We start from the raw sequence: 12,498 nt of genomic DNA, 5'->3' as shown, positions 1-12,498 counted from the left end.
CCGCCGGCACGCCGCGGCTCCCGCCCGGCCGGCTCCACGCGGATCGCGCGGGAGCGGGCCGTGAGCGCCGCCTCCGGCGCAGGTGGGCGGGGGCGGTAATGTGAACGCTAACAACACGAGCTCCCAACATTCAAGGGCCCGAGGCCCTGTGCGTCAAGAGCGGGTTAACGGCGGGTTTCACGCGGTCGCGATGTGATACGACCGTAATCCGGAGAGTGCTTGACGAGACGCGTTGTTAGCGTTCACAGTCTGTCCCAGGCCATCCGCAACCGATGAGGGGAACCGCCCGTGGCACCGAGCAAGGAACGTCTTCCCGTGATGGCGGACGTGGCCCGGTTGGCGGGGGTCTCGCACCAGACGGTCTCGCGGGTGCTCAACGACCATCCCAACGTCCGCGCCGAGACCCGCACCCGGGTCATGGACGCGATCGACCAGCTGGGCTACCGGCGCAACCTCGTGGCCCGCGCCCTGGTCACCCGGCACTCGCGCACGCTCGGCGTCGTCAGCTTCGACACGACCCTGTACGGCCCGGCGAGCACCGTCTACGGCATCGAGCAGGCGGCCAGGTCGGCGGGTTACTTCGTCAGCATCGTCAGTCTCAAGTCCATCGACCGGGCAGGGGTGCGCGACGCGCTCGACTACCTCGCGGAGCAGGCCGTCGACGGGATCGTCGTGGTCGCCCCGCAGCGGTCGGCGGCCCGCGCGCTGGCCGACCTGCCGGCGGGCATCCCCGTGGTGGCCGTCGAGGGCGGAGAGGCCGGGGACGTCTCCACGGTCAGCGTCGACCAGGTCGAGGGCGCCCGGCTGGTCACCGAGCACCTGCTCGGACTCGGCCATGAGACGGTCTGGCACGTGAGCGGCCCGTCGGACTGGCTGGAGGCCGAAGGGCGGATCCAGGGCTGGCGGGCGGCGCTGTCCGACGCCGGCAGGGAGGCGCCCGAGGTGCTGCCCGGCGACTGGAGTCCGCGTTCGGGATACGAGGCCGGGCGGCGCCTGGCCGGGATGGAGGGCGTCACGGCGGTGTTCGTGGCCAACGACCAGATGGCGCTCGGCGTGCTGAGGGCGTTCGCCGAGGAGGGGGTGCGCGTGCCCGGCCGGATCAGCGTGGCCGGCTTCGACGACATCCCCGAGTCGGAGTTCTTCTCGCCGCCGCTCACCACGGTCAGGCAGGACTTCGCCGCGGTGGGCCGGCGCAGCATCGAGGTGCTGCTCCGGCGGATAGAGACGCGCGAGCAGCGGGTCCGCGAGGCGTTCGTGGTCCCGCCGGAGCTCGTGATCAGGGCCAGCACCTCGCCGGCCTGAGAAAGCCCGTCGCGGAGGGATCGGGGGTGACGTCGCGACGTGATGTTAACGCTAACGGAAACACGCTCACGAAATCGTGAGAAGAGAGGAACGATGATCGTGTTCAAGAGGATGTCAGCGCTGCTGCTGGCCGGTGTCACCATCATGGCCGCGGCGGGATGCGGGGGTGGCGACACCACCGCCTCCTCTGGCGGAGCGGACGACGGCAAGATCACCATGGGCTTCGCCCAGGTGGGCGCGGAGAGCGGCTGGCGCACGGCCAACACCAAGTCCATCCAGGAGTCGGCCAAGACCGCCGGGATCGAGCTCAAGTTCTCCGACGCCCAGCAGAAGCAGGAGAACCAGATCAAGGCGATCCGCTCCTACATCCAGCAGAAGGTGGACGTCATCGCCTTCTCGCCGGTCGTGGAGTCCGGCTGGGACAACGTGCTCAAGGAGGCCCAGAACGCCAAGATCCCGGTGATTCTCACCGACCGCGCGGTGGACTCGGCCGACACCAGCCTCTACAAGACCTTCCTCGGCTCCGACTTCGTCGAGGAGGGCCGCAAGGCCGGCAAGTGGCTGGTGGAGGAGTACAAGGACTCCACCGACACGGTGAACATCGTCGAGCTGCAGGGCACCACCGGTTCCGCGCCCGCCAACGACCGCAAGGCCGGGTTCGCCGAGGTCATCGGCGCCGAGTCCAAGTTCAAGGTGATCGCCTCGCAGACCGGCGACTTCACCCGGGCCAAGGGCAAGGAGGTCATGGAGGCCTTCTTGAAGTCCAACCCGGACATCGACGTGCTCTACGCGCACAACGACGACATGGGCCTGGGCGCCATCGAGGCGATCGAGGGCGCCGGCAAGGTCCCCGGCAAGGACATCAAGATCATCACGGTCGACGCGGTCAAGGACGGCATGCAGGCGCTCGCCGACGGGAAGATCAACTTCATCGTCGAGTGCAGCCCCATCCTCGGCCCGCAGCTGATGGACCTGGCCAAGAAGGTCGTCGCCGGTGAGCAGGTGCCCGCGCGCGTGCTGACCGAGGAGACGACGTTCACCCCCGAGCAGGCGAAGGCCGCCCTGCCCACCCGCCCGTACTGACCGGATACTGACCGGACCGGGCCGCTTGCGGACTCGCACTCCGCGAGCGGCCCGCCCCCCCCGAAGGAAAGGGACGCCGCAATGGCACCCCCCGCCCCGATCCTGCAGATGAGCGGGATCTGCAAGGAGTTCCCCGGCGTGAAGGCGCTGTCCGGCGTCGACTTCCGGCTCCTCCCCGGAGAGGTGCACGCGCTCATGGGGGAGAACGGCGCAGGCAAGTCGACCCTGATCAAGGTGCTCACCGGCGTCTACGACATCGACGGCGGCCGGATCACCCTGAACGGCCAGGACGTCGTCTTCGCCGGACCCCTCCAGGCGCAGCAGGCCGGCATCAGCACGGTCTACCAGGAGGTCAACCTCTGCGCGAACCTCTCGGTCGCGGAGAACATCTTCATCGGCCGCGAGCCGCGCCGCCTGGGCCGGATCCAGTGGAAGCGGATGCGGCGGCGCGCCGCCGAACTGCTCGCCGGGCTCGACCTGCACATCGACGTCTCGGCGCCGCTGTCCTCCTACTCCCTGGCCGTCCAGCAGATGGTGGCCATCGCCCGCGCGGTCGACATCTCCGCCCGGGTGCTCATCCTCGACGAACCGACCTCCAGTCTCGACAGCGGCGAGGTCGAGCAGCTCTTCCGGGTGATGCGCCGCCTCAAGGCCGAGGGCATCGCCATCCTGTTCGTCTCCCACTTCCTCGACCAGATCTACGAGATCTCCGACCGGATGACGATCCTGCGCAACGGCAGCCTGGTGGGGGAGTACCTCACCAGCGAGCTCGGCCAGGTCGAGCTGGTCGGCAAGATGATCGGCCGGGAGCTGGCCGACCTGGAGAAGCTGGAGGACAGGCCGCCGGCGCGGACGAGCGAGCCGCTGGTGCAGACCGAGGAGCTGGGCCGCAGCGGCGCGATCGAGCCGTTCACGCTCACCGTGCACAAGGGCGAGGTGGTCGGCCTGGCCGGGCTGCTCGGCTCGGGCCGTACCGAGATCGCCCGGCTGCTGTTCGGCGCCGACCACGCGAGCACCGGCGCGCTGCGGATCGACGGCCAGCCCGTCACCCTGCGCACCCCGCGCCTGGCGATGAACCGCGGGGTCGCGTTCTGCTCGGAGAACCGGCGGGCCGAGGGCCTCATCCCCGACCTCACCGTCCGGGAGAACATCGTCCTGGCGCTGCAGGCGATGCGCGGCTGGAGCCGGCCGATCCCCCGGCGCACCCAGGACGAGCTGGTCGACAAGTACATCACCGCGCTGAACATCCGCCCGGCCAACCCCGAGCAGCTGGTCAGGAACCTCAGCGGCGGCAACCAGCAGAAGGTTCTGCTGGCCCGCTGGCTCATCCTCGAACCCCGACTGCTCATCCTGGACGAACCCACCCGCGGCATCGACGTCGGCGCGAAGGCGGAGATCCAGCGCCTGGTCGCCGAGCTGTCCGACGGCGGCATGGCCGTGCTGTTCGTCTCCGCGGAGCTGGAGGAGGTGCTCCGCCTCAGCCACAAGGTCGCCGTCCTGCGGGACCGCAGGCTGGTGGCCGAGCTGCCCAACGACGACGGCCTCACCACCGGAGTGCTCATGGAGACCATCGCGAGCGGAGGCCGCGCATGACCGCGTTCGTCAGGCACCGCCTCTTCTGGCCGGCCGCCGTCCTGGTCCTGCTGCTGGCGGCCAACGTGGCGTTCACGCCGGGCTTCCTGTCCATCGAGATGAAGGACGGCCACCTCTACGGCAGCCTCATCGACATCTTCCGCTTCGGCGCGCCGCTGATCCTGGTGGCGATCGGCATGACGCTCGTCATCGCCACCGGCGGCATCGACCTGTCGGTCGGCTCGGTCGTGGCCATCTCCGGAGCCCTGGCCTGCCTGCACATCAGCGGCCTGCCCGACCAGAACGACGTGGGCGGCGTGCTGACCGCCGTCGGTCTGGCCCTGGGCCTGGCGCTGGTGCTGGGCGCCTGGAACGGGTTCCTGGTCGCCGGCATCGGCATCCAGCCGATCATCGCGACGCTGATCATCATGGTCGCCGGGCGCGGCCTCGCCCAGCTGATCACCGACGGCCAGATCGTCACCGTCAACAGCGCCTCCTACAAGCTCATCGGCGGCGGCTACTGGCTGACGCTCCCGTTCGGCATCCTCATCGTGCTGGCCGTCCTGGCGCTCACCGCGTTCCTCACCCGCCGCCTGGCCCTGGGACTGCTGGTGGAGTCCATCGGCGGCAACGCCACGGCGAGCCGGCTGGCGGGCATCCGCTCACGCGGGCTGACCGTGACGGTCTACGCCTTCTGCGCCCTGTGCGCGGGCATCGCCGGACTGATGATCAGCTCCAACGTCTCCAGCGCCGACGGCAACAACGCGGGCCTGTGGATCGAGCTCGACGCCATCCTGGCCGTGGTGATCGGCGGCACCTCCCTGATGGGCGGCCGGTTCTCGCTCGGCGGCACCGTGCTCGGCGCGCTGGTCATCCAGACGCTGACCACCACGATCTACTCGATCGGCATCCCGCCGGAGACCACGCTGCTGTTCAAGGCGCTCGTGGTGACCGTCGTGTGCCTGGTGCAGTCCCCCGCCTTCCGCGAGAAGGTCTTCCAGCGCCGCGGGCGCCGCCGACCGGCCGCGCCCCAGGCCACCGACGACGAGAAGGTGGAGGTTCCGGCATGAGCTCGGGCATCCTGACCTCTGCCCGGCTGCGGCTGCCCGGCCGCCTCCGGAGCGCCTACATCCCCGTCCTGGCGACGGCCGGCCTGCTGGCGGCGATGTTCGTCGCCGGCGGCGTGCGCTACGAGGGGTTCGCCAGCGGGCAGGTCGTGCTCAACGTCTTCATCGACAACGCCTTCCTGCTCGTGGTCGCCGTCGGCATGACCTTCGTGATCCTCACCGGCGGCATCGACCTGTCGGTCGGCGCGGTGGTCGCCCTGTCCACGATGCTCTCGGCGAGCCTCATGACGGACGGCGGCTGGCCGCCGCTGCTGGTGGTCCCGCTCGTGCTGCTCATCGGCTCGGTGCTCGGCCTGGCGATGGGCTGCATCATCCACTACTTCGACATCCAGCCGTTCATCGTCACGCTGGCAGGCATGTTCCTGGCCCGGGGCCTGTGCTACGTGATCGGCACCGACTCGATCTCGATCACCGACCCGGCCTACACGGCCGTGGCTCAGGCGCGGATCGAGCTGCCGGCGGGATGTCCGTCTCGGTGAGCGTCCTGATCGCCCTGGCGGTGGCCGGCGCCGCGGTGTACGTGCTGCACTACACCCGGCTCGGCCGCAACGTCTACGCGATCGGCGGCAGCGAGCAGTCGGCGCTGCTCATGGGCCTGCCCGTGGCCAGGACGAAGATCGCGGTCTACACGATCAGCGGTTTCTGCTCCGCGCTCGGCGGCGTGCTGTTCTCGCTCTACACGCTCTCCGGGTACGGTCTCAACGCGCTCGGCATGGAACTGGACGCGATCGCGGCGGTCGTCATCGGCGGCACCCTGCTGACCGGCGGGTCCGGCTACCTCGCGGGCACCGTCCTGGGGGTGCTCGTGCTCGGCCTGATCCAGACGATCATCAGCTTCGAGGGCACCCTCAGCTCCTGGTGGACCAAGATCTTCATCGGGCTGCTGCTCTTCGCCTTCATCCTGCTCCAGCGCCTCATCTCCGCACGCCGGACGTGACCCGCCCCCCTGTGGAGCCGTACCTCGTGAATCCCTCTGAACCAGGAGAGAGTGTGAACGCTAACAGCGACCGATACGTGGTCGGCGTCGACTTCGGCACGCTGTCCGGCCGCGCCGTGGTGGTCCGGGTCGCCGACGGAGCCGAGTTGGGCAGTGCCGTGCACGAGTACCCCCACCGGGTGATCGACGACCGGCTGCCCGGCACGGACGTGCGGCTGGGGCCGGACTGGGCGCTGCAGTCGCCGGAGGACTGGCGCGAGGTCCTGCGCACCGCCGTACCGGAGGCGGTCATCGCCGCGGGGATCTCCCCGGCGCAGGTCGTCGGCATCGGCACCGACTTCACCGCCTGCACGGTGCTGCCGGCCGCCGCCGATGGCACCCCCCTGTGCGAGACCGAGGGCCTGGCGGCCCGGCCGCACGCCTGGCCGAAGCTCTGGAAGCACCACGCCGCCCAGCCGCACGCCGACCGGATCAACGCCGCCGCCGCCAAGCGGGGCGAGACCTGGCTGCCCCGCTACGGCGGGAAGATCTCCTCGGAGTGGCAGTTCGCCAAGGCGCTGCAGGTGCTGGAGGAGGACCCCGAGGTCTACGCCGCCGCCGGCCACTGGATCGAGGCCGCCGACTGGATCGTCTGGCAGCTGACCGGTGTGCAGACCCGCAACGTCTGCACGGCCGGCTACAAGGCGATCCGCCAGGACGGGGCCTACCCGTCCGACGACTTCCTGGCCGAGCTGAATCCCGCCCTCGCCGGTCTGACCGGCAAGCTCGGCCCGGAACCGGTGCCGCTCGGCGGCCTCGCGGGCACGCTGTCCGCGACGGCCGCCGGGTGGACCGGACTCCCCGAGGGCATCGCGGTCGCCGTCGGCAACGTCGACGCGCACGTCACCGCCGCCGCCGCCGATGCGGTACGGCCCGGCCAGATGGTCGCGATCATGGGCACCTCGACCTGCCACATCATGCCCTCCGACAGCCTCGCCGAGGTCCCCGGCATGTGCGGCGTGGTCCGCGACGGGATCGTGCCGGGGCTGTGGGGCTACGAGGCGGGCCAGTCCGCCGTCGGAGACATCTTCGGCTGGTTCGTCGACACCTGCGTGCCCGGCTCCTACGAGCGCCAGGCCGAGCGCAAGGGCGTCTCGGTGCACGAGCACCTGGCCGCCCTCGCCGCCGAGCAGGCGGTCGGGCAGCACGGCCTGGTGGTGCTGGACTGGCACAACGGCAACCGGTCGGTGCTCGTCGACCACGACCTGTCGGCGGTGGTCGTCGGCCAGACGCTCGCCACCCGACCCGAGGACACCTACCGGGCGCTCATCGAGGCCACCGCCTTCGGCGCCCGCACGATCGTGGAGGCGTTCGAGTCCTCCGGCGTGCCGGTGCGGGAGTTCGTCGTCGCCGGCGGGCTGCTGAAGAACCGCTTCCTCATGCAGGTCTACGCCGACGTGCTGCGCCGCCCCCTGTCGGTGATCGGCTCCGAGCAGGGCTGCGCCCTCGGCTCGGCGATCCACGCGGCCGTCGCCGCCGGGGCCTACCCCGACATCACCGCCGCCGCCGCCGCGATGGGCAAGCGCACCGAGGCCGCCTACCTGCCCGACCCGGAGCGGGCCGACGCCTACGACCGGCTGTACGCCGAGTACCGCCGCCTGCACGACCACTTCGGCCGGGGCGAGGACTCCGCCGGCGGTGACGCCGGCCGCAACGACGTCCTGCACCGGCTGCGGGCCCTGCGCAACGAGGCGAGCGCGTGAGCCGTCCCGCCGCGCCCGCGTCCGCACCCGTGTCCGCGGCCGTGTCCGCGCCTGCGCCCGCGGGCGCTTCCGACCACCGTCCCACCGATTCGCGCCGGCCTCGGCGGCCGGCCGGGGAGAACCGATGAGCTCCGCCACCTCCACCACCACCGGCAGCGTCGCCGGCGCCGTCAGCGCCCTGCGGGAGACCGTCTGCCGCCTCCACGACGAGCTGGTCCGCTACGGCCTCGTCGCCTGGACCGCCGGGAACGTCTCCGGCCGGGTGCCCGGCGAGGACCTGTTCGTCATCAAGCCGAGCGGCATCTCCTACGACGACCTGACGCCCGAGTCGATCGTGGTGTGCGACCTGGACGGCAACCTGGTCGACGGCGACCTCGCCCCGTCCAGCGACACGGCCGCGCACGCCTACGTCTACCGGGCGATGCCGCACGTCGGCGGCGTCGTGCACACCCACTCGACCTACGCCTCGGCCTGGGCGGCCCGCGGCGAGGCGATCCCGTGCGTGCTCACCGCGATGGCCGACGAGTTCGGCGGGGAGATCCCCGTGGGACCGTTCGCGCTGATCGGCAACGACGACATCGGCAAGGGCGTCGTCGCCACACTGGAGGGCCACCGCTCCCCGGCGGTGCTCATGCAGAACCACGGGGTGTTCACCATCGGCAAGGACGCCCGCGCCGCGGTGAAGGCCGCAGTCATGTGCGAGGACGTCGCCCGGACCGTGCACGTCGCCCGCCAGCTCGGCGAGCCGCTGCCGATCGCCCAGGCCGACATCGACCGCCTCCACGACCGCTACCAGAACGTCTACGGGCAGCGCTGAACCGCATGTACAAGGAGTCCGAACAGATGAAGTCCCTCAACGGCCGCGAGATCTGGTTCCTCACCGGGAGCCAGGGCCTGTACGGCGAGGACACGCTGCGCCAGGTGGCCGAGCAGTCCCGGCAGATCGCCGCGGCGCTGAACGACGCCGAGGCCGTGCCGTTCCGCGTGGAGTGGAAGCCGGTGCTCACCGACGCCGACGCCATCCGCCGCGTCTGCCTGGAGGCGAACGCCGACGACGCCTGCATCGGCGTCATCGCCTGGATGCACACCTTCTCCCCGGCCAAGATGTGGATCGCCGGGCTGGACGCGCTGCGCACCCCGCTGCTGCACCTGCACACCCAGGCGAACATGGCGCTGCCCTGGGACTCCATCGACATGGACTTCATGAACCTGAACCAGGCCGCCCACGGCGACCGCGAGTTCGGTTACATCCAGTCGCGGCTCGGCGTGCCCCGCAAGACCGTCGCCGGGCACGTCGGCGACCCGTCGGTCGCGGCCCGGATCGGCGCCTGGTCCCGGGCCGCCGCCGGGCGCGCCGAGGTCGGCTCGCTCCGGCTGGCCCGCTTCGGCGACAACATGCGGGACGTGGCCGTCACCGAGGGCGACAAGGTGGAGGCGCAGCGGCGCTTCGGCGTCTCGGTCAACACCTACGGAGTCAACGACCTGGTCGCGGCCGTCGACGCCGCCTCCGACGCCGAGGTCGGCGCGCTCGTCGGCGAGTACGAGGACGTCTACAAGGTCGCGCCCGAGCTGCGCTCCGGCGGCGAGCGCCACGACTCGCTGCGCTACGCCGCCCGCATCGAGCTGGGCCTGCGCGGCTTCCTGGAGGCGGGCCGGTTCGGCGCGTTCACCACGAACTTCGAGGACCTCGGCGGCCTGCGGCAGCTGCCGGGCCTGGCCGTGCAGCGGCTGATGGCCGACGGGTACGGCTTCGGCGGCGAGGGCGACTGGAAGACCTCGGTGCTGCTGCGCACGCTCAAGACGATGGCGGCGGGCCTGCCCGGCGGCACCTCGTTCATGGAGGACTACACCTACCACCTGAACCCGGGCCAGGAGCTCATCCTCGGCGCGCACATGCTGGAGGTCTGCCCGACGATCGCCTCCGGCACGCCGTCGTGCGAGATCCACCCGCTGAGCATCGGCGGCCGGGAGGACCCGGTCCGGCTCGTCTTCGACGCCGAGCCCGGCCCCGCGGTGGTGGTCGGCCTGGCCGACATGGGCGAGCGGTTCCGGCTGGTCGCCAACGAGATCGACGTCGTCGAGCCCGCCGCGCCGCTGCCGAACCTGCCGGTGGCCCGCGCGGTGTGGCGGCCCCGGCCGGACCTGCGCACCTCCGCTGAGGCCTGGCTCACCGCCGGGGCCCCGCACCACACCGTGCTGTCGGCCGCGATCGGCGCCGAGGAGCTCACCGACTTCGCCGACATGCTCGGCGTCGAGCTGCTCGTCATCGACGCCGACACCACCTCCCGGCAGTTCGCCAAGGAGCTGCGCTGGAACCAGGCCTACTACCGCCTGGCCCAGGGCTTCTGAGCCGCCGCCCGGTCCGGGGCCTGCCGCCGCGTCGGAAGGGCCCTGCCCGCCCCCGCCCCCGGGAGAGACCGGGGGCGGGGCGGGTAGGAGCCCGGGCATGACGCGAATCGGATACACGATGATGTGCGAGCAGACGCCCGCCCGGCAGCTGGTGGACGACGTGGTCGCGGCCGAGCGGGCCGGCTTCGACTACGCGGTCGTCTCCGACCACTACTTCCCGTGGCTGGAGGAGATGGGGCACTCGCCGTACGCCTGGTCGGTGCTCGGCGCGGCGGCGTACGCCACGGAGAACCTGCCGCTGATGACCTACGTGACCTGCCCGATCATGCGCTACCACCCGGCGGTGGTGGCGCAGAAGGCGGCCACCGTGGGGGTGCTGTCCGGCGGCCGGTTCACGCTCGGGCTGGGCGCGGGGGAGAACCTCAACGAGCACGTGATCGGCCAGGGCTGGCCGCCCGTCAACACCCGGCACGAGATGTTCCGCGAGGCCATCGAGATCATCAAGGGCCTCTTCGAGGGCGGCTACTTCACCTACCGGGGCGAGTACTTCGACGTCGACTCGGCCAAGCTGTTCGACCTGCCCGAGCAGCCGGTGCCGCTGGCGATCGCCGCCTCCGGCACCCAGTCCGGCGACATCGCCGCCCGGTACGGCGACGCGCTCGTCGCGGTGGACCCGGACACCGACCTGGTGCGCTGGTTCAACGACTCGCGCGGCCAGGGCAGACCGGTCTACGGCCAGCTGGCGGTCAGCTACGACCCGGACCGCGACGCGGCGGTGGAGCGCGCGCACCGGCTCTGGCGCTGGGCCCTGCCCGGCTGGAAGGTCATGGCCGAGCTGCCGGCCCCGGTCAACTTCGCCGCCGCCGCCGAGACGGTGCGCCCGGAGGACGTCGCGGAGAAGATCCCGTGCGGCGCCGACGTGGACGCGGTCGTCGAGGCCGTCCGCGCGTACACCGACGCCGGGTTCACCCACGTCGCGCTGGTCCAGATCGGCGCCGAGCACCAGCGCGCGTTCATCGACTGGTCGGAGAAGGAACTGCTGCCCGCCCTCCGGCGGGGGTGAGCCGTACGGCACGGCTGGAGCGGCCGTCCGCCCCGCCCGGTCCGTCCGCCCCGCCCGGTCCCGCGGCCTGCACCACGTGGCGCAGGCCGCGGGACGGCTCCGGCACGGGGAGTGTCAGGGTGCCGTCGAAGTCCGTCGGAAAAACATCGCGGTGGGATGTCGAGAATCCGGGCGCGGCTCCGTCCTCGCAGTGAACAACGGCCACAATGGGCCGCACGAGCACCGAGGAGAACACGATGGCCAAGTACCTTCTGCTGAAGCACTACCGCGGCGCCCCGGCTCCGGTCAACAACGTGCCGATGGACCAGTGGACGCCGGAGGAGATCTCGGCCCACATGCGGTACATGCACGACTTCGCCGACCGGCTCGTGGTCACCGGCGAGTTCGTCGACGGCCAGGCGCTCTCCCCGGAGGGCACGTTCGTCCGCTACGACGGCGAGGGACGGCCGCCGGTCACCGACGGCCCGTTCGCCGAGACCAAGGACCTGATCGCCGGCTGGATGGTGATCGACGTCGAGACCTACGAGCGGGCGCTCGAACTGGCCGGCGAGCTGTCCGCGGCTCCGGGAGCGGGCGGGAAGCCGATCCACGAATGGCTCGAGGTGCGCCCGTTCCTGGCCGCGCCCCCGACCATCACGGAGTGACGCGTGGTGGACGAGGTCCTGCTGCGGACCCTCACCCCAGCGGTGACCGGCGTCCTCGTCCGTCGCGGAGCCGACTTCGCGGCGGCCGAGGACGCCGTGCAGGACGCCCTGGTCGAGGCCGTGCGCGCGTGGCCGGACGACCCGCCGCGCGACCCCAAGGGCTGGCTGGTCACGGTGGCCTGGCGCAGGTTCCTCGACGCCGCCCGCGCCGACGCCTCCCGGCGGCACCGCGAGGTACGCGTCGAGCACGAGCCCGCGCCCGGCCCGGTCCGGGAGGGGGACGACACGCTCCGGCTGTACTTCCTGTGCGCGCACCCGTCGCTGACACCGGCCTCGGCCGTCGCGCTCACCCTGCGCGCGGTCGGCGGCCTGACCACGCGCCAGATCGCGCAGGCATACCTCGTGCCGGAGGCGACCATGGCCCAGCGCATCAGCAGGGCCAAGCGGACCGTCTCGGGCGTCCGGTTCGACCAGCCCGGCGACGTCGCCACGGTGCTGCGCGTGCTCTATCTGGTCTTCAACGAGGGCTACTCCGGCGACGTCGATCTGGCCGCCGAGGCGATCCGGCTCACCCGGCGGCTCGCGGCCGCGATCGACCACCCCGAGGTGGCGGGACTGCTCGCGCTCATGCTGCTGCACCACGCGCGGCGGCCGGCCCGGACCGGCTCCGGCGGCAGGC

Annotated in this window: 12 protein-coding genes; all 12 read left to right on the top strand. The window is 71.6% G+C overall.

The window, feature by feature from the left end; genetic code table 11:
• Positions 1-318: 318 nt before the first annotated feature.
• Positions 319-1,302, top strand: coding sequence for a LacI family DNA-binding transcriptional regulator (locus ACWJ6R_RS18450; RefSeq protein ID WP_449063409.1), 984 nt, complete (start codon positions 319-321; stop codon positions 1,300-1,302).
• A gap of 93 nt (positions 1,303-1,395) precedes the next feature.
• The gene (locus ACWJ6R_RS18445; protein WP_449063408.1) at positions 1,396-2,385 is read left to right on the top strand and encodes an ABC transporter substrate-binding protein; all 990 of its coding nucleotides are present in this window, start codon (positions 1,396-1,398) and stop codon (positions 2,383-2,385) included.
• Positions 2,386-2,466: 81 nt separating this feature from the next.
• Positions 2,467-3,978, top strand: a complete 1,512-nt coding sequence (locus ACWJ6R_RS18440; protein WP_449063407.1) for a sugar ABC transporter ATP-binding protein — start codon at positions 2,467-2,469, stop codon at positions 3,976-3,978.
• Positions 3,975-5,027 carry an ABC transporter permease gene (locus tag ACWJ6R_RS18435; protein ID WP_449063406.1) on the top strand — a complete coding sequence of 351 codons (1,053 nt, stop codon included), beginning with the start codon at positions 3,975-3,977 and terminating at the stop codon, positions 5,025-5,027. Before ACWJ6R_RS18440 ends, ACWJ6R_RS18435 begins: the two co-directional genes overlap by 4 nt.
• On the top strand, positions 5,024-5,563 hold the full coding sequence (locus tag ACWJ6R_RS18430) for an ABC transporter permease subunit (protein ID WP_449063405.1): 540 nt from the start codon (positions 5,024-5,026) through the stop codon (positions 5,561-5,563). The genes ACWJ6R_RS18435 and ACWJ6R_RS18430 overlap by 4 nt, the downstream gene beginning before the upstream one ends.
• Positions 5,560-6,021 carry an ABC transporter permease subunit gene (locus ACWJ6R_RS18425; protein WP_449063404.1) on the top strand — a complete coding sequence of 154 codons (462 nt, stop codon included), beginning with the start codon at positions 5,560-5,562 and terminating at the stop codon, positions 6,019-6,021. The genes ACWJ6R_RS18430 and ACWJ6R_RS18425 overlap by 4 nt, the downstream gene beginning before the upstream one ends.
• 53 nt (positions 6,022-6,074) lie before the next feature.
• Positions 6,075-7,763, top strand: a complete 1,689-nt coding sequence (araB, locus tag ACWJ6R_RS18420) for a ribulokinase (RefSeq protein ID WP_449063403.1) — start codon at positions 6,075-6,077, stop codon at positions 7,761-7,763.
• 124 nt (positions 7,764-7,887) lie between these two features.
• Positions 7,888-8,580 carry an L-ribulose-5-phosphate 4-epimerase gene (locus ACWJ6R_RS18415; protein ID WP_449063402.1) on the top strand — a complete coding sequence of 231 codons (693 nt, stop codon included), beginning with the start codon at positions 7,888-7,890 and terminating at the stop codon, positions 8,578-8,580.
• Between the two features lie 26 nt (positions 8,581-8,606).
• On the top strand, positions 8,607-10,112 hold the full coding sequence (araA, locus tag ACWJ6R_RS18410) for an L-arabinose isomerase (protein WP_449063401.1): 1,506 nt from the start codon (positions 8,607-8,609) through the stop codon (positions 10,110-10,112).
• A gap of 97 nt (positions 10,113-10,209) precedes the next feature.
• Positions 10,210-11,175 carry a TIGR03557 family F420-dependent LLM class oxidoreductase gene (locus ACWJ6R_RS18405; RefSeq protein ID WP_449063400.1) on the top strand — a complete coding sequence of 322 codons (966 nt, stop codon included), beginning with the start codon at positions 10,210-10,212 and terminating at the stop codon, positions 11,173-11,175.
• Between the two features lie 236 nt (positions 11,176-11,411).
• Positions 11,412-11,819 (top strand): YciI family protein, encoded by a 408-nt coding sequence (locus tag ACWJ6R_RS18400; protein ID WP_189235909.1) that lies wholly within the window; start codon positions 11,412-11,414, stop codon positions 11,817-11,819.
• Between the two features lie 6 nt (positions 11,820-11,825).
• A partial coding sequence (locus tag ACWJ6R_RS18395) for a DUF6596 domain-containing protein (protein WP_449063399.1) occupies positions 11,826-12,498 on the top strand: 673 nt, incomplete at its 3' end.

Source organism: Planomonospora algeriensis (assembly GCF_977012225.1).
The sequence above is the reverse complement of the archived record's forward strand: the minus strand, read 5'-3'. Positions and strand labels throughout refer to the sequence as shown.